Consider the following 18,485-nt stretch of genomic DNA (forward strand, 5'->3'; position numbering starts at 1 on the left):
TTATTTACTCCTAACTTTTTGCTTCCTAAAAATTAATTATTTTTTATTATTAATTTTAAATCATCTATTGTTTCTGGCAAGTAACTCTTACCTATATCTAAATGACTAAACTTTTCAGAAAAAAAGATAATACTATCAAGCATTTTTAAAGTCCGATCATCCTCACCCACACTTGGTTGTTGGGTTTTGATCATTTTTGGCAATAGCACTACTGGCGAGTATATTCCCATCATCAACTTAGGACTAAAAGCCGCTGTTGAAACTGGTGATATAATGGTAGTATCACTAAAGTCATAATTTAAAAAGTAAAGCTCCCATGGTAATGAAGTCTCAATAACTTGAAAATCTTTATACTTATTTTTATTAGACCTTGGATGTAATTTAATCCAAAAATCTTTTTGGGGGGCTAAATTAGATACTTCATCAAATATCATTTTCTCATTAACTTTAAATTGATCAGATTCTAACGGTTGATCTAAATACAGTAGTGTTCCCGGGAAAATATCTTTTTGAGATTTTAATCCAAATATTTTTTTTATAATAGAAGTAGCTTGATTAGAATCAGTTAATTTTTTTAGCGTATGATAATTGGCATCTTCTTTAACTTCGACTAAATCAGGTTCATATACAAAACAATTTGATAATTTACTTTTAAAAATAGAATATGGATTAAAAAAATCAATAACTTTATTTTTTTTATTGGTTATGTCTAAAACTTTTGAACCTACATAAGCTCCTAAACCATCTTCAATGTAATTCAAGATTAACTGCGGATTTTTCTTCTTTGATTGACCGTAAATAATCTTTGAAAAGTAATTCTCGCCTTGAATAAATAGTTGACTATATTGCTCTTTATAATCAATAAAATTGTTTTTATTGATTATAAGATTGAGAATTCTTGTATACTTACTTCCTATTTTATCTGGTTCAATATAAAAAACATTCGTAAATAATTTTTGTTTCTTTATTGATTCATAAAGTTGTTTAGAATTAGAAAATTCTCCATAAATGTACAAATCACTTTTTTCTGAAGAAAAAAAATTTACTTTTGTATTAATAATGTTCATTACATGAAGGGGAGTCCAAGCTATAAAAGCAATCATACTTATTTCACCATCACAATTTCTTTTTGTTGATGCAGTCGCAAAAATGGCATAAAGCCAAGTGTATACCAAAAAATCAAACTAGTAACATCTCGATTATTAAAGATCAAATGATTTTCTACTAAGTCTTCAAATAATAGTGCCAAAATCAAACTCAACAATATTAAAAACACTTGATTTAATGGTTCATCCATTTTTTCTTTTATATTAAATACGTAAATAACATTATCTTTCAAAATAAGAACCATAAACGTGCCTAGAATAACGAATCCTACAATCCCTGATTTTACTAAAACAGCTACATACGTATTATGCATGTTACCATGGGCTCTTTTCAATTCCTTTTTATCTAACTCTGATAAAAGATTCTCATCAATTTGTTTTGTAGTATCTCCATTTCGGTATAAATCAGCATCTGCTAAACCAAATAAAGGACTTTGTTTCATAGCTGTTAATCCTGCTGTCCAAATTGATAATCTACCGGATGACACTTCCGCTCCTTCTTCAGAATGCTGAATATCTACCTTTTCAACTTTAAAGCCATTCTTTTTACTATCTTTTTTTGTCGTTTCACCCGAAGAATTATCTTTCGTAAAGGCTTCTTCTATATCTACAATACTTGTTACCGTTCCAGGGACATAACTCAATCCTGATTCAATAACAACCGTCACTACATTTAAAGCAAGAAAACTTAATATAAAATACACAAAAATATTTTTAAGTCTTTTAGCAACTTCTTTTTTTGTTAAAATCACTTGTAAAGATAATAATACAAATAAAATGATAAAAAACATATTTGCCGTTAATTGTGTTCCGCGTGAAGATGCTAAAATATAAAACAGATACTGGACAACTAAGTTAACAATATATAGCCATGAAAAACTTTTCCAGTTTCCTCTTTTCAGGATATTATTAACTACTGACAGAACAATTGAAAGAAAGCCAAATAATGCTCCTACGTTTGGACTAGTGTACAATCCAAATAGACGACTCTCAGTAAAACCCTGTCTTGCTATTATACCTACAGTTCCAGTTGGAACTGTATAAGCTATATCAAATATAAAAAGAAAAACTGAAATAAATGATAGAACACATACAATACTAACAAAAATATCTATAAAAAATGAATAGTTCCGTTTGATAGCTTCATCTTTCTGTTTGTAATCAATAGGATAAAACAAGAATAAGGTAGTGACAAGATAGATCCAATTATAAACTGAATCCATAAAATTATAAGGGTAATTTAGTACAACTGAAATCAGATAAGAAGCCCCTAGTGCTAGTAAAACATACCAATAAGGCATTTTAAACATTGTTCTTTCAGTAAAGAAATCTTTTATTAAAATAAATATTCCCCATGCAAATGTTATTTTCATGGGTATATTTTCTAGATTAAAATCACTTGGAACAAAATAAAAAATAAAAACCACCAAGTTTACTATTCTAAAAAGATCTCTATTAAAAATTGTTTTATTCAATTTGTTCATTTGCTTTTACCTCATTTCCTAAAATATGCTGATCAATGGCATCCAGTAGTTTTTCAGATTTTTCTGTGCTAACCTTACGAACAAATAATTTATCACTTGCTATAATTTCATCAAAATCTTTATAACTAAACCACTTTGTCATTGATTTATCAATTATATGAATATTAGCCAGTAATGAGGTTTGCATTGATGTTTCTGTTCTATCTTTTACAGCAATTGGTTGGTCTGGTCCATTAACTTGGTTTCTGCTCGCATAGGATGAATTAAAAAATAGTGTATGGAAAAATTTTTCGTCTGATGCAAAGCCAATCTTAAAATTCAAATAATCACGTTCATTAGAATGATAAGTATCAAGTAGTTCTCTTAAACAATTTTCAGTTAATGCCCACCATTGAGATCCGTGATACAAATCGAATTTATGATGTCGAATAGATTTTGGTAGAGGAAATTTACGCAATACCCTATTAATAGCAGCACGAAATAGTTTAAAAGACTTCGTATTTGCTTTATTAATCCAAGGATAATCATGTTTTTGCCATAAATCTATATGCAGACCAAATAGTTCTTTATTCTCTAATTCGTCTAAATTTATACCTCTAATAAATTCTGTATCTTTGTTTTGCTCAAAGAAACGGTGGATTTCTTTTGTATCTTTAATTGGATAATCTGAACCAGACAATAAAACGTAACGCATATAAGAATTATTCTTACTTAAAGCAGTTTCTACTAAATTCAATTCAGCTTGCACAATTGAAAAACCACCCCAGTAAACTTTTACACGATCTTTGATAAAAGTGACATTAGGATAGTCCTCAAAAAGAGTAGTGAATTCTTTGATTTCAGATTTTTTATCAATATGAATATAAAAATCCGCACGGTCGTTTAATCGATTTATTAAACGATATAAATTCTCTGGATCATTATACGCAAGTATTAAATAACATATTTTTTCTTCATTCATTTCATTTTTCTCCTAAATCGTTTATCTTTTATAGCTATCACATCTACACTTTAAAAACTTTGTTTTATTTTCTCAATCATTCTTGGCGACAGTACACTTAAATAATACATCATCATTGAGGAAAAATAATTAAGCAGTGTAAGTTTACTTTTAAATAATAGCTTAGTTAATTTTCTTATCGGCGAGTCGGTTAAAGAGTCATTGCAAGCTTCTATAACATCTTTACTATTCAATATATTTTTTATATAGTTTATTTTCTCTTTAAAACTTAAAGAACAGTCTTTTGAATGAACTGGAATAATACAAGACATCACACCTTTTAAAAATAAGGCTTCTGTACCTTGCTTATTTTTTAGAGTTAGTGCTAACAAAGATCTTCTAAATTCAACAAAAGTATCAAATTTGTTCACAAGAAATTTGTTGGTCAAACTTTTTTTTCCATCAAAAGAATATTGATACATTATTTTATCAGTAACTAAGCAATTTTCAACATGATGAAAATAATCTATATTAAATAATCTATCTTCGCAACTGCTATAATTTCGAAATCTTATATTTTCCTCTTTGATGATTGATAACTTATATATTTTGTTCCATACCACATACATAAGTTGTTTATTCATTAAAGAATAGATATTATCTAAAAACAATTCATGATCTTTTATTTCTTGATATGCTGCTCCAATTTTCTTTTCAGACAAAAGAATGTCCTTATCCATAACTTGTAATAAATAAGACGATATAATTAAATCATAATCGTCCTTTTCTAAATCATTATAATAAGAAGATAGTGTATCTTTTGCCAATTGATCATCAGCATCTAATAAAAATAAAAATTCTCCAGATGCTTCTTCAATTCCACTATTTCGAGCTTTTCCTGGCCCAGAATTTTCTATTGTTTTTACCAAAATTCTGTCATCCATATTACTGTATCCTTTAAGTATGCTTAGTGTCTTATCCGTCGATCCGTCATTGACGATAATAAACTCAAAATTTTTAAAGTCTTGGTTTAAAACACTATCAATTGTTTTAGCTACACTATTTTCAGAATTATACACTGGCATAACAATACTAAAGAAAGGCATTTTTATCAGTCCATTCATTTAATTCATTTTCATTATTTCTTTAATACTTTACGATATAAAAAGGTGTAGACGTTTATATTTACTTCAAGTAATTTTAATGCAATTAACTTAGCTTTACTTGATAATGGATTTTTTTTCATTAACTTTTTATTTTCCGCGATATCTTTTCTTATCAATTTAAGATATTTACTTGTTGTTTCATTTTTTATGGATGAACCAATCTTATACCCAGTAGATAAAAAACCATCTAATAATTTATCCAGAGCGTACAGGCTCAAGTTGGGATAATCTTTTAAAATGTTATTTAATAGTATCTCGCGTTGCGAAACATTATCGTATTGTTTAGGATTAAATTGACTATTAACTATACTTTCAGGATTATCTATATAGTAGTATCCTACTTTATCTGTCACATAAGCTTTTTGGGCACGCTGTACTACTCTATAACTAGTCACTATATCCTCATACAATGTATTCTCTGGGTATATTAATCCATCAAACAGTTCCTTTTTATAAATCTTATTCCAAGCGTAAAAATCGATTCCTTTATACATGAAAAAACTTTTTATTATTTCTTCAGAACCTTCAACCTTTTTTTCTATACTATCTAATATCTCTTCTTTATTGTTTCGAATACGACAAACATTAAAAATATAAAGATCTATCTTTTCTTTTAATAATTTTTCATAAAATAGCTGATAAGTATTAAGATCTAAATAATCATCACTGTCAATAAATGTAACAAAGTCGCCTTTAGTATTTTTGAGTCCTTCGTTACGGGCTGATGATAATCCTCCGTTTATTTTGTTAATAATACTGATGCGCTTATCTTTCAAGGCATATTCTTCACAAATCTCACTACTTTTGTCTGTTGAACCATCGTTCACCAATATTAATTCTAAGTTGCTAAAAGATTGGTTTAAGATACTTTCAATAGCCCTACTCAATGTTTTTTCAACATTATAAACGGGCATTATTACACTCAACAACATAATTCCTTACCCTCATTTCATATCTCTATACTTATTACACTAATAAACACTCTATTTAGTATGGTTTTTATTAAAGAATAAGTTTTTATGTAAAAAATTTTCAAGTAAAACAAATTCTCCTAATCTATTTATTTTAAGTTCTCTACTATTAAGTACACCGAAAAATATTATACCATAAATTTATACACTCATTAACGTCAAAAGTAATTTTAACATTCATTTATTAATTTTGTATTATTTTTTCTGATATATTCTACTGAGAAAAATGTATATCCCTTACATATTTTCAAGCACTATTGACTACTAGATAATTAATAGGGTATCACTAGTGCTACTTCTTAAATACTCCAATTCTTTTCATAAAATAAACAAAAAAGTTTTTAGAGGAAGATTCCATCTAAAAACTTTTTTTGTTTATACTATTGAAATTTGGTACATACAATCAAATAAAATAAATATGAAACTTATTTTATTTCTAATGCTTCACTTTGTACCCACCCAATACTCTTATTATCAAGAGTAATTTCAAACCATTCAGTTTGATCTTTTAATTTAACTTTTTGTGTAACAACAAATTCTTCACTAATATAGTCTGCTAACTCTCCAATAACATTACTATCATCAGAATAACCGTCTTTAATTTCAAATTGATCAGCTTCCTTTACAGGAACGCCAGTAATTACTGTACTTGCTTCAGTATCTTCTGGTTCAATTAGTTCTTGAGTTTCAGACTCAACAACTGTTTCCTCAGAAGTTTGGTTTTCAGTATTATCTACAATATCAATTCCTGTTTTTGATACCCATCCAATGATATTACCATTTACAGAAATTTCAAACCACTCTTTTCCATCCTCAAATATAGCCTTTTGCGTTACAGTTACTATTTTATTGGTATAGAAAGATAACTCTCCAACTTTAGTGCTATCAGGTTGATAACTATCCCAAATACCATAGTCGCTAGATTCAGCAACAGGAGTTCCATTGATGTTTTCTACAGTAACTACATCAGCCGTTTCAGTTTTTTCCTGAATAGGCATCATTGCTGCTTTAGCTTTATTCAAGGTAATTCCTTTTTGTCCTACCCAGCCGATTACTTTTCCGTTTACTGAGAATTCCACCCATTTAGAGCCGTCTGGTAAAGTTGCTTCTTTTGTTATGGTTAATTGTTTATTAACATAATCATTTAAGCTGCCTACACGCTTATTGTTGCTTCCTGTGTAACTGCTCCACACACCATAGTTATAAGCATCTGTTACTGGCATTGCAGTGTAGTTTACTGGAATAATATTTGTATCAATTCCTTTTTCGCCTACCCAGCCGATTACTTTTCCGTCTACTGAGAATTCCACCCATTTAGAGCCGTCTGGTAAGGTCGCTTCTTTTGTTATGGTTAATTGTTTATTAACATAATCATTTAAGCTGCCTACACGTTTATTGTTGCTTCCTGTGTAATTGCTCCACACACCATAGTTATAAGCGTCTGCTACTGGCATTGCAGTGTAGTTTACTGGAATAATACTTGTATCAATTCCTTTTTCGCCTACCCAGCCGATTACTTTTCCGTCTACTGAGAATTCCACCCATTTAGAGCCGTCTGGTAAGGTCGCTTCTTTTGTTATGGTTAATTGTTTATTAACGTAATCATTTAAGCTGCCTACACGTTTATTGTTGCTTCCTGTGTAACTGCTCCACACACCATAGTTATAAGCATCTGTTACTGGCATTGCAATGTAGTTTACTGGAATAATGCTTGTATCAATTCCTTTTTCGCCTACCCAGCCGATTACTTTTCCGTCTACTGAGAATTCCACCCATTTAGAGCCGTCTGGTAAGGTCGCTTCTTTTGTTATGGTTAATTGTTTATTAACATAATCATTTAAGCTGCCTACACGTTTATTGTTGCTTCCCGTGTAATTACTCCACACACCATAATTATAAGCGTCTGTCGTTGCTATTCCAGCATAATTAACTGGTCTAATATTCGTATCAACAGCTTCTTTAGCTACCCAACCAATTGCTTTTCCATTAACTGCAATTTGTATTTTTTCATTTCCGTTTGCATCTTTAACAGTACTTACAATATTAACGATCTGATCAGAATATACATTTAAGCCATTAACCAGTGATCCTCCATTATAATCAGTCCAAATACCATAATTATAGGCATTAGCTACTGGCATACCTGTCAAATCAACGGGTTGTGGTACTTCTTGAGGTTTTGATCCAATAGCAACCCCATCTTTAGCTACCCAACCGATTACTTTTCCATCTACTGCAAATTGTACCCATGGCGAACCATTCACATATTTTTCATTTGTCACTTCAATAGTTTTCCCAGAATAACTGGATAAACCTGCTACTCGTGTTCCACCAATATAGTTACTCCAAACCCCATAGTTGTAAGCATCTTTGTCTGGTGTACTTGAAATTGAAGATAATTGCACGCCATCTGCACTGACCCAACCTATATCTTTTCCATCTTTGCCAATTAGATACCAATCGCCAGCATTAGTTCTAACTCTTTTTTGAATATAAATGTATTGGTTGGAGTAATTAGATAAATTAGTTACTTTTGTACCATTTATAGCTGAACTCCAAACTCCATAGTTATGTGGATCCACAGGTAACGCATATGCTCCAACCATATCTTCTTCTTGGTATACTTGATTTGGCATTGCATTATATTTTTCAACAATTAGACTGTAAAATTCGGCTACTGTATATCCCCACTGAGCAAAATAGCCCACTGGATCTGTGTGGTTTGTTCCGCCTAAATAGCGGGAAACTTCATCATGCGTCCATACAGTTCCTGATCCTTCTTTAGTAGCTCTTGAGGGTGCTAAATCAAAATAATGCAACATATTAGCAATCAGAAAAGCGTCATTATTTACTGATTGAGCAAACTGATGAAATGTATTGTGTTCGACTAATTCAATCTGATAAAAACGTGGATTAGCTTGTTTTCCTGCACCCCAAACAGCATAATCAGCAGGGTGAATTTGAATAATATTATCTTTATCAACAAATGCATGAACGAAAGCATTCTCATAATTTTGTTTCATATATGCTATTTCACCAGCAATAGTTGAATTTTTATTTGCTGTTTCATGGATGACAATTCCTTCTGCTTGACCATTACCATTGCGATAATCAAATTTTGGAAACTGAGTAACCTGTTGAGTTATCTTTGGGATCCATAAATTTTGTTGCTTAATATATGTATTGACTTTTGGATATGTACTTCTTTGTAATATACTATAGTCTAATGCAGCTTCTACTGTATCTGTCGGTTGATATAGACCAATAACACCAATACCCACTATACTTAAAACCAATGCAGCTTTGTAACTTTTCTTCATTAAATTACATTCTCCTTCTTGTTTTCTTGTAAAAATAGTAGTTGTGAATAGATTTTTTCTATTCGCAACTACTATAATTGTATTATAAATTCAGTATTAAATATACCTTTAATTAATGAATAGAACAATTTCTTTCAAATATACTACTGTAGTACATTTGAAAAGATTCTTCAAACGACATTAATTAAATCAAAATAAAAACTTTTACTAGCAAACTAAGGACTATCATTTTGTAATGTTATCATGTATTTGTTTGCACTCATTCATTAGGATCATTTATAAATTCTTTGATAATGAATTTAGGGCGTTGTTTTGTCTCTAAATAAATTTTCCCGATATACTCGCCTACAATTCCTATAGACAAGAGCATTAGACCACCAATAGCCCAAACAGACACGGCTACACTTGCCCATCCTGTTATGGTGTCTCCCATTTGATGGCGTACAATAATGTAAATCAACATCAATATACTTACTAAAAATATTAAAACACCTAATCCCGAAATTATTCTAATTGGTTTTATACTTAAAGAAGTTATTCCTTCTAAAGCAAAAGATAACATTTTTTTCAAAGGATATTTACTTTCTCCTGCTAATCTTTCATTGCGTTCATAAGAAACAGTAGTAGAAGAAAAGCCTAGCATAGGAACAACTCCTCTTAAAAAGAGGTTAACTTCTTTGTATTTAGCTAATTCTTCAACTGTTCGTTTGCTCATTAATCTATAGTCAGCATGATTATAAATTACTTCTCCACCAATAAAGTTTAACGCTTTATAATAACTCTCTGCTGTAACACGTTTAAAAAAGGTATCTGTCTCACGTTTACTTCGAACCCCATAAACAATATCGTATCCTTCTAAATATTTATCGACCATCTTTTCAATTGCATTTATATCATCTTGTAAATCCGCGTCCATGGAAATAACCATATCAGAATAATCTTTTACTGTTAATAATCCAGCTAAGAGAGCATTTTGGTGTCCTTTATTTCTACTTAAATTTATACCACTAAATAATTTATCGCTTCTATGCAAATCTTCTATAATTTCCCAAGTTGTATCTTTTGAACCATCATTAACAAAGACAATTTTACTTTTTTTATTAATTTTATTACTTTTTATTAGTTTTAAATAGATCTCTTTTAATCTAGATGCTGTTTCATTTAATACCTCTTTTTCATTGTAACAAGGGATCACCATATATAAGGTATTTTCCATTTTATATCGCTTCTTTCAGTTTATTTATCTACACTGTTTTTTTAATTACTTTAATACTTTGAAAATACTTATATCATTATTTTCAAAGCATTGTTGAAAACCACTTTCCTTACTAAATACATCATTTGTTTGTTGTTTTTTATATTGTACAATATAATCCAAATTCAATTGTATCGCTAGATTATGTTTATTTTGATATTCTTCGGAAAACAACAAATCATTTTCTTCTAACATTTCTTGTGCTCTTTCGGGTTTTAAACCGCTGTTTTTAGCATAATCAGAACCTTCTATATAAAAACTCCTATCAGAATAGGCGCTATATAAGAAAAAAAGATTATTATCGTTGTGTCTGTTAGTAGCTAATAAATCTTTACTAGTAGTATTATCTTTTAACCACATCATACCTTCGTATTCTAAAGCACTGATACTACTATTGAAATAATCTTCTTGTTCATTTTGAAAATTAGAATAGCTCTCTTCTAATTTTTCAATAATAGTATCAACTGTTCCAAGTACTGGTCGGATAAAGAATAAAGAAATAGTAATTATAAAAATCACTTTAAATTCTTTATCAGTATTTTTTACTAATAGCTTCTCTACTTCTTTTCCTCCTAAATAATAAATAATTGGAAGGGCACCAAAAAGAAAATACATCTGCGAATAACCCGAATGCCTAATTATATAGTAGGCTCCAAGAGATATTATCGAAAAAATAAGGCAGAATTGCTCAAACAAAGATATGTATTGTTTGGTTACTAATTGATAAGCATTTCTTATTAAACTCCATAAATAAGGAATCGAAAAGAAAAAGACAGCAAGTACAAAATGAGGGATAACATAAGTAAATCTTATGAAAAAGTTGCTATCGGGATTATTCAACCCACCTGGAAATAAAGAAGTAGAAGTAATAACATCAAAAGCAGAATTCATACCGATTTCTACTAAATCACTTCCTTGACTTAAGAGTGTAAAGTGAATAATAGCATAAGAAACGGCAGTAACCATTAACAATTTCAACCAAAATAAATTACTTTTTTTCTGAATTAACATTGCAATAGTTAAAGCAAATAAAGCAACTAGAATTATTAGCGCAATTGGTCCTTTTAATCCTGCTAACAGAAATATAAAAATAAACATTAATAAAATATTTTGTTTGTTTCCTTTAATTTCTAAACTATTTTTTATTGTTAACAATGTAATCAATACGACTGGAAAAGTAAGTGCCATTGCATTAACATTGGTGAATATATGATAAAAAATGTTATTGTAATAACCATTAGCAACTGTTGGTACATAAAAAAGTACAAAAGCAGCAAAGTAAGCTAGATTTTTTTTATCTTTAAAAACCGTTTTAAAAAAAGCAATAGTCGAAATAGTCACTATTGTTCCAATTACAATAAATTGAAATTGGACAATTAATTCATACGCACTAAAGCCAAAAATATACTTTGCAATAGCATAGAATAAATCTGAAAAGTAATGATAAAGAAATTTAATGCCATATACTCTTGAATCCATGTTACTGCCGCTAGAAAGAATGTTGACATTACCCATATGCCAACCTATATCTTGATTAATGACTGCATTTGAAACAACTGTTGGTTTTGGAAAAGCAAACAGTGTAAATATAGCAGATATAAAAATATTTACTCCCATAAATAAATAGGTGCCTGCATCTAATGTATTATTATCTTTTGATTTATAAATGGGCTTCTTTTGCACTACTAAATAAATTAGCCTAGCCACTAATAGAACTGGTACAAAATACTTGATTAAAAATAAACTATTGAAAAATGAAAAGATGTAATACTGGATAATAATCAAAAATACCCCTAAAAAAAAGGCCATTACTTCTTCTATCATATTACTAAAATTTTCTATTTTTAGTATTTTAAATATTATTTTTCCAGGAGAATAAATATATAAAGCTATATACAACAAAAACAAAGAAAAATTAATAATAGATAAGTCAAAAAAAAGTTTGCCTATAATTAAAATTGATAATAAAGAGATCAAAAAAAATAGTTTACCTATTGTTTTACTGTTTTTTTTATTTCTTGATGCGTCATAATTCGATTTCACTCCGCTTTTTTAGTATTCTATATAACTAGCTATTGAAATTCACAAGATAATTGGGTAAAAGAAGTTATATAAAATACACTTCTTTTACCCAGATTATTTATATCTTAGAATTAAATAGTATAAAAAGTTTTTTTCAGCGATATTTCTTTAGAAAGAGATTTCTGAATGACTTCCATTATTTTATCGGTAACTCTTCCATCACCATATGGATTAGACATTAACTGGATACTACTTTTAAAAGAGTCTGATAAAGCTAATGAAATAGCTTCTTTAATTGATTCTTCTTGTGGTTCACAATTAATAACAGATTGAGCTTGCATTCTACCCTTTTGTCGGTCACCAATATTAACTGTAGGAATTTTAAAGGATGGAGCTTCGATAATTCCGCTTGATGAATTGCCAATAACAGCTGAAGCTAGTTTCATCGCACTAAGGTAACGTAGTTGTCCCATAGATACAAATGAAAGAGTATTATCTAAATGTTTATTTGTATAGTCATCAATCATTTCATTAATGATTCGACCATCTGTATCAGAATTGGCTTTTGTAAAGATAATAGTTGCATTTTCTATTGTCTCTAATGCATTTAAAAGATTTTTAAACTGAACCTCAGAAGTCGCATCTTCTAGAGTAACAGGATGAAAAGTCACAAGTAATAATCTTTCTTTAAATTCCGTATCTAAGCTAGCTTCTAATTCACTTTTATTCATTAAAGGCATTTTCCTAATATTTTCAATCCCAATTGCTCCAACATTAAACACGCGATCAGGAGTTTCTCCTAATTGAATGACTCTATTTCTGTATTCTTCAGCACTTGTAAAATGCAACCAACTCATTTTAGTAATGGCATGTCTAAATGCTTCATCAAAAGCACCTTCCGTTGTTTCTCCACCATGTAAATGAGCAATCGGAATACGAGCGACCGAGGCTGCTGTTGCAGCTACAAAAGTTTCATAACGATCTCCAAGCAGTACCACCATATCAGGTTGCAAACGTTCAAAGCTTTCAGAAAAGCCAATCATTCCAAGCCCCATTGATTTTGAAATCCCAACAGGTGTATCAGAACTTAATAAGATATCTACTTTTTCATTGATGGTGTATCCATCTGCTTCAATCAATTTATAGGTCAAACCAAATTCTGGAGATAAATGCATACCTGTAACCAGTAATTGTAATTCTAAATTTTTAGCTTGTTTTATTTGTTCAAGAAGAGGCATCAATAGACCATATTCAGCTCTTGTTCCTGTTACTACACAAATCTTTTTCATCTCTCAATCAACTCATCTGCTTGATAATCTTTAGTCGCTTTTGATCCAATGATTTCATCCCATAACATAGGTGAAATTCCAGTTCCTGGACGTTTGATTTCTAAATTTTCTTCTGAAAAAATTTCACCTATACTAATAGGTGCTTTTGCGACAATACTTTTACGCGCAATAGGTTTATTTTTTCTTTCAGAGTCTGTAGGTGTTTTAACACCCGTTCCTAAAGCTTTTTCAATATTACGTATACTTTTAACCATTTGTTTTAGCTCATCTGGTTCAAGGCTTGCTTTATGATCTGGACCTTCCATTGTCTTGTCTAATGTAAAATGTTTTTCAATCACTACAGCTCCAAGTGCTACAGCTGCTATCGGAACTTCAATTCCTAATGTATGATCTGAATAGCCTACTTTTACTTTAAACGCATCTTTCATGGTATTCATAGCCGTAAGATTTACATCAGACATAGGAGTTGGATATTCTGTATTGCAATGAAGTATAGTAACGTCCGTAGTTCCATTATTCTTTAATACCTCTAATGCTTCTTCTATTTCTCCTAAAGTTGCCATACCAGTAGATAAAATAACCGGTTTTTTTGTCAGTGCAATTTTTCTTAGATATGGCAGATTAGTAATTTCACCAGAAGGAATTTTGAACACACTAAGATCTAAATCCACTAATAAATCGATACTCTCCAAATCAAATGCAGAAGATAAAAACATAACATTTTTACTGATAGCATAATCCATTAATTCTTGATGCTTATCATAATCTAATTCTAGTTTTTTTATCATATCGTACTGATTTTCGTCATTATTACCAGTATTAGCTATTTGATAATCCGCTTTCTCAGCGTTTACTGTTACTAATTTACTGGCTTTAAAACTTTGAAATTTAACAGCATCCACACCAGCTTCTGCACCTTTTTCGATTAACTGTTTGGCAAGCTCAATACTGCCATTATGATTAACTCCTGCTTCTGCTATAATAAAAACTTTATTCATTAGTTGCCTCCTTACATGGATTCCCATAAGCTTTTTTAAAGCTTCCTATATTACGAATAACTACACTTCCTGCACCAATTATTGTATCTTCTCCTATTTTAACACCTTGAATAATAGTAGTATTGGTTCCAATATGAGTCGATTTACCTATACTTACGTTTCCGCTAAGGGTTGCCCCAGGTGCTAAATGGCAATAATCACCAATGGTGCTACCATGTTCCACGATAGCACCAGAGTTAATGATAGCTAATTTACCGATTTTCACAGATGCATTTACAATTGCACCTTTACCAATAAATGTACCTTCATTTATATTTATTTTATTAGAAACAATTGCCGTTTTATCTTTTACAACTGGAAAAAAGAAACCAAGGTCTTTAGCTTTTTGGAACAATTTTTGTCGTAATTGAGTATTCCCAATACTTCCTAAAGTAATAAAGGCATTTTGAACACCTTTATCTCGCCACCCTTGCAAGTCTTCATCTACACCGACAATTGGAATTCCACCTATTGTTTCTCCAACTTTTTCTGGTGTATCTAATATACCGATAATATCAAAAGAAGAGGATTCTAGAATAGAATCAATCACACTTTCGCAGTGTCCGCCGCCACCAATCAAAAGTATTTTTTCCATTTATCTAACACCCAAACTATCGATCATATTTTCCATTTCTTTGATCTGTCCCATATCCAACCAAGAGTTTTCACTTACTGGAAATACGCCTACTTTAAACCCAGCGTCTTTTGCTTTCATAATAACATCTGGTAAATCTGCGAATTCATTATTAGGAACAAAATCTAATACTTGTGGCTCCATTAAATACATTCCTGTATTAATCAAATGACTATATTCAGGTTTTTCAACTGTACTTTCAAGTAGACCATCTTTATCTAATTTTAAAACACCATAAGGAATTTGAGTATTTTTAAGGGAAGCTACGAATGTGATATCATTTTTGTTTTTTTGATGAAAATCCATTACGTCTGTATAATCAGTGTCTACTAAAATATCACAATTAGATACAAAAAATGTTTCATTTAGATAGTCTCTCATTAAAGATAAGCTTCCGCCCGTACCTAAAGGCTTGTCTTCTTCTACGAAAGTAAGATGATACTCTCTTTCTTCTTCGTTAAAATAACTCTTAATCATATTTTTTTTGTAATTTACGCTTACAACAAAATTTGAACAGCCATAATTATGAAATTTATCAATAATTCTTTCCATAATCGGAGTATCTCCAATAGGAATTAGCGGTTTAGGTAAAATTTTAGTATACGGATAAAGTCTCGTTCCTTTTCCACCTGCCATAATGACAACTGGAGGATTAATTTTTTTACCTTGTACTAATTCACTAGAATTAAACATGATATTTCGAATAGAATGGTCCTCATTTAATATAGGAAGAGAATCAACTTTCATCTCTTCCATTTCTTTCACACCATTATTCGCTTCACTCTTTAAAATACATATCGGGTTAGTATTCATAGCTTCTATAACTAGATCTTGAATCGACTTATCTTTTAAAATAAATCTTCTTATATCGCCATCCGATAACGAACCTACTAACTTATTATCCTTCGTTATATAGATAATCTTTCGAGCATTTTTATCCATTTGTTCCATTGCTTCTTTAATCGTTGTTTGTTCTGAAACAATAAAATCATTTATTTCCATAGTATCCTCCCACTCATAGCACTTCATTTAAGCATTCCGTTACATATCGTACTTCTTCTTGATCAAGGTTTGAACTACAAGGGATGTTTAAAATATGATTAACATAATATTCTGCTTTTTCAATTTTATAGGCTTGAGCTTTTTGGTAAGGTTTTTGTTCATGAATCAAGCCCCAAATAGGACGAGTTTGAATTTTTTCAGCTTGTAACTTTTGAATAATATCTTGAATATCAGGATTCTCTTTAATATTTAAAGCATAAAACCAATAATTAGGGCGTATATTTTGATTAAAATCCATCAATTCAACTTTTTCATTGCTTTCAAAAAGTTCTTTATACAGGTTATAATTTGTTCTTTTTGTTTCAATAAATTCTTCTAAACGTTCTAATTGTCCCACTCCAAGAGCAGCTTGCAAATTAGTCATACGGTAATTATAACCAATATCGCCATGGATGAAATTTAATGTATCATCTTTTGCTTGTGTTGACAGATAACGAACATACTCTAAGTCTTCTTTATTTTTAGCTAAAATCATACCCCCGCCACCGGTTGTCATAATTTTATTTCCATTAAAAGAAAACACACCAAAGTCTCCTATTGTTCCAGCAAATTGGCCTTTATATAAACCACTTGTATAATATGAGCCTAATGCTTCTGTAGCATCTTCAATCAGCTTAAGGTTATATTTTTCAGCTATTTTCACTAATTTTTCCATGTCTAGTAAATTTCCAAAAACATGTACCCCTAAAATAGCTTTTATCTGGCGATTAGAATGGTTATTTATCAATTTACCATTTTCAAAAGTACATTCATCTTCAATAAACTGTTCCACTTTAATCGGATCTAGACATAATGAATCATCGCAGTCCATAAAAACTGGTTCCGCTCCGACATAGCGTACAGGATTAACTGCTGCAATAAAAGTTAATGTTGCAGTTAATACTTCATCGCCTAAACCTACTCCGCTTTGAATCAATGCTAAATGCAATCCTGCTGTTCCACTTTGGACTGCCACTGTTTTTTCAACATGAACATATTCTGCAACATTTTTTTCAAACATTTCAATATAACTTCCGCCAGTAGAAACCCACTCATCTTTTACTGCTTCAGTGACGTACTTTAATTCATTACCTTTAATATTTGGTACAGATAATGGGATAAATTTTCTTTCCATATCGAAAGCCTCCTATATATTATAAATATCTGTTTTGTAGCTATCCATGTTGTTCTTTAAAAATTCAATTGTTTCAGCTAATCCTTGTTCAAGTGTATAATTTGGTTTCCAATCTGTTAGACGCATAATTTTTTCATTAGATCCTAAAAGACGGTTAACTTCACTTTTTTCAGGACGTAATCTTACGTCATCTGTAATAATTTTTGCATTAGGGTTGATTTGGCGAATCATTTCATTTGCTAATTCACCAATAGAAATCTCTTGTTGTGTTGCAATATTTATTTCTTCTCCAATTGTATTTTCAGCTTTAGCTAATGTAATAAAACCATTAGCAGTATCTTTTACATAGTTAAAATCACGTGTTGGAGTTAAAGAACCTAACTTGATTTCTTCTTTTCCTGCCAATAATTGGGTAATAATCGTTGGAATAACTGCTCGAGCAGATTGTCTTGGACCATAGGTATTAAATGGGCGAACAATTGTAACCGGCATATTAAAGCTTCTATAAAAGGACTCAGCAATACGGTCTGCTCCAATTTTTGTAGCTGAATAAGGAGATTGCCCTTGGAAAGGATGGTTTTCATCAATTGGCACATATTGAGCTGTTCCATAAACTTCTGACGTAGACGTTACAAGAATACGGCTAGTACCTAAATCTCTCGCAGCTTGTAATACATTTAGCGTTCCTTTAATATTCGTGTCTACGTATGAATCTGGTGAATGGTAACTAAACGGAATAGCAATCAATGCTGCTAAATGATAAACCGTATCAACGCCTTTCATTGCTTCTCTTACGCCATTTGGATCACGGATGTCACCTGTAAAAACATCAATTTGACTTAATATTTCTTTAGGTAAACTATCTAACCATCCCCATGAATTAAATGAATTATAATAGGCAAAAGCTCTTACCTTTTCTCCTTTTTTAACTAATTCTTCTACAAGGTGGCTTCCAATAAAACCATCTGCTCCTGTTACTAATACTGTCATTTTTCTCTCTCCTCTATCTTATATAAGATTCTAGCATTTTGAATACCATTAAATATATCCAGTCAATTATATCATATCAATTCTCTTTTTTCTCT

At 30.5% G+C, this 18,485-nt stretch carries 14 protein-coding genes; all 14 read right to left on the reverse strand.

The features are described from left to right. Positions 1-32: 32 nt before the first annotated feature. On the reverse strand, positions 33-1,103 hold the full coding sequence (locus BR65_RS13450; protein ID WP_051932656.1) for a polysialyltransferase family glycosyltransferase: 1,071 nt from the start codon (positions 1,101-1,103) through the stop codon (positions 33-35). 2 nt (positions 1,104-1,105) lie between these two features. Next, on the reverse strand, positions 1,106-2,590 hold the full coding sequence (locus BR65_RS04690; protein WP_034537005.1) for an O-antigen ligase family protein: 1,485 nt from the start codon (positions 2,588-2,590) through the stop codon (positions 1,106-1,108). Beyond that, on the reverse strand, positions 2,574-3,551 hold the full coding sequence (locus tag BR65_RS04695; RefSeq protein WP_034537007.1) for a beta-1,6-N-acetylglucosaminyltransferase: 978 nt from the start codon (positions 3,549-3,551) through the stop codon (positions 2,574-2,576). The genes BR65_RS04690 and BR65_RS04695 overlap by 17 nt, the downstream gene beginning before the upstream one ends. 50 nt (positions 3,552-3,601) lie before the next feature. After that, positions 3,602-4,654 carry a glycosyltransferase family 2 protein gene (locus BR65_RS04700; protein WP_034537009.1) on the reverse strand — a complete coding sequence of 351 codons (1,053 nt, stop codon included), beginning with the start codon at positions 4,652-4,654 and terminating at the stop codon, positions 3,602-3,604. 14 nt (positions 4,655-4,668) lie between these two features. Further along, a complete protein-coding gene (locus tag BR65_RS04705) occupies positions 4,669-5,628 on the reverse strand; it encodes a glycosyltransferase family 2 protein (RefSeq protein ID WP_034537011.1) in 960 nt (319 codons plus the stop codon). A gap of 464 nt (positions 5,629-6,092) precedes the next feature. Further along, positions 6,093-8,987 (reverse strand): GW domain-containing glycosaminoglycan-binding protein, encoded by a 2,895-nt coding sequence (locus BR65_RS04710; protein ID WP_034537012.1) that lies wholly within the window; start codon positions 8,985-8,987, stop codon positions 6,093-6,095. 259 nt (positions 8,988-9,246) lie between these two features. Continuing rightward, positions 9,247-10,203 (reverse strand): glycosyltransferase family 2 protein, encoded by a 957-nt coding sequence (locus BR65_RS04715; RefSeq protein WP_034537014.1) that lies wholly within the window; start codon positions 10,201-10,203, stop codon positions 9,247-9,249. Between the two features lie 45 nt (positions 10,204-10,248). Beyond that, positions 10,249-12,285, reverse strand: coding sequence for a hypothetical protein (locus BR65_RS04720; RefSeq protein ID WP_156098847.1), 2,037 nt, complete (start codon positions 12,283-12,285; stop codon positions 10,249-10,251). Between the two features lie 110 nt (positions 12,286-12,395). Continuing rightward, the gene (neuC, locus tag BR65_RS04725; RefSeq protein ID WP_034537017.1) at positions 12,396-13,553 is read right to left on the reverse strand and encodes a UDP-N-acetylglucosamine 2-epimerase; all 1,158 of its coding nucleotides are present in this window, start codon (positions 13,551-13,553) and stop codon (positions 12,396-12,398) included. After that, complete coding sequence (gene neuB, locus BR65_RS04730) at positions 13,550-14,551, reverse strand: N-acetylneuraminate synthase (RefSeq protein ID WP_034537019.1); 1,002 nt, start codon at positions 14,549-14,551, stop codon at positions 13,550-13,552. The genes neuC and neuB overlap by 4 nt, the downstream gene beginning before the upstream one ends. After that, positions 14,544-15,185: an acetyltransferase gene (locus BR65_RS04735; RefSeq protein WP_034537021.1), complete on the reverse strand. Its 642-nt coding sequence runs from the start codon at positions 15,183-15,185 to the stop codon at positions 14,544-14,546. Before BR65_RS04735 ends, neuB begins: the two co-directional genes overlap by 8 nt. Then, on the reverse strand, positions 15,186-16,226 hold the full coding sequence (locus BR65_RS04740; RefSeq protein WP_034537022.1) for a nucleotidyltransferase family protein: 1,041 nt from the start codon (positions 16,224-16,226) through the stop codon (positions 15,186-15,188). 13 nt (positions 16,227-16,239) lie between these two features. After that, positions 16,240-17,400: a LegC family aminotransferase gene (locus BR65_RS04745; RefSeq protein ID WP_034537023.1), complete on the reverse strand. Its 1,161-nt coding sequence runs from the start codon at positions 17,398-17,400 to the stop codon at positions 16,240-16,242. A gap of 12 nt (positions 17,401-17,412) precedes the next feature. Continuing rightward, entirely contained in the window at positions 17,413-18,390 is a 978-nt protein-coding gene (locus tag BR65_RS04750) for an NAD-dependent 4,6-dehydratase LegB (RefSeq protein WP_034537026.1), read from the reverse strand. Between the last annotated feature and the right edge of the window lie 95 nt (positions 18,391-18,485).

Origin of the sequence: Carnobacterium inhibens subsp. inhibens DSM 13024, from assembly GCF_000746825.1 — a bacterium.
In the GTDB taxonomy this organism is placed as follows: Bacteria; Bacillota; Bacilli; order Lactobacillales; family Carnobacteriaceae; genus Carnobacterium_B; species Carnobacterium_B inhibens.

What these genes read in the sequence shown, in the direction of transcription:
- BR65_RS13450 (WP_051932656.1), bottom strand. Translation starts at nt 1,103, where the DNA reads ATGATTGCTTTTATAGCTTGGACTCCCCTTCATGTAATGAACATTATT.
- BR65_RS04690 (WP_034537005.1), bottom strand. Translation starts at nt 2,590, where the DNA reads ATGAACAAATTGAATAAAACAATTTTTAATAGAGATCTTTTTAGAATA.
- BR65_RS04695 (WP_034537007.1), bottom strand. Translation starts at nt 3,551, where the DNA reads ATGAATGAAGAAAAAATATGTTATTTAATACTTGCGTATAATGATCCA.
- BR65_RS04700 (WP_034537009.1), bottom strand. Translation starts at nt 4,654, where the DNA reads ATGAATGGACTGATAAAAATGCCTTTCTTTAGTATTGTTATGCCAGTG.
- BR65_RS04705 (WP_034537011.1), bottom strand. Translation starts at nt 5,628, where the DNA reads ATGTTGTTGAGTGTAATAATGCCCGTTTATAATGTTGAAAAAACATTG.
- BR65_RS04710 (WP_034537012.1), bottom strand. Translation starts at nt 8,987, where the DNA reads ATGAAGAAAAGTTACAAAGCTGCATTGGTTTTAAGTATAGTGGGTATT.
- BR65_RS04715 (WP_034537014.1), bottom strand. Translation starts at nt 10,203, where the DNA reads ATGGAAAATACCTTATATATGGTGATCCCTTGTTACAATGAAAAAGAG.
- neuC (WP_034537017.1), bottom strand. Translation starts at nt 13,553, where the DNA reads ATGAAAAAGATTTGTGTAGTAACAGGAACAAGAGCTGAATATGGTCTA.
- neuB (WP_034537019.1), bottom strand. Translation starts at nt 14,551, where the DNA reads ATGAATAAAGTTTTTATTATAGCAGAAGCAGGAGTTAATCATAATGGC.
- BR65_RS04735 (WP_034537021.1), bottom strand. Translation starts at nt 15,185, where the DNA reads ATGGAAAAAATACTTTTGATTGGTGGCGGCGGACACTGCGAAAGTGTG.
- BR65_RS04740 (WP_034537022.1), bottom strand. Translation starts at nt 16,226, where the DNA reads ATGGAAATAAATGATTTTATTGTTTCAGAACAAACAACGATTAAAGAA.
- BR65_RS04745 (WP_034537023.1), bottom strand. Translation starts at nt 17,400, where the DNA reads ATGGAAAGAAAATTTATCCCATTATCTGTACCAAATATTAAAGGTAAT.
- BR65_RS04750 (WP_034537026.1), bottom strand. Translation starts at nt 18,390, where the DNA reads ATGACAGTATTAGTAACAGGAGCAGATGGTTTTATTGGAAGCCACCTT.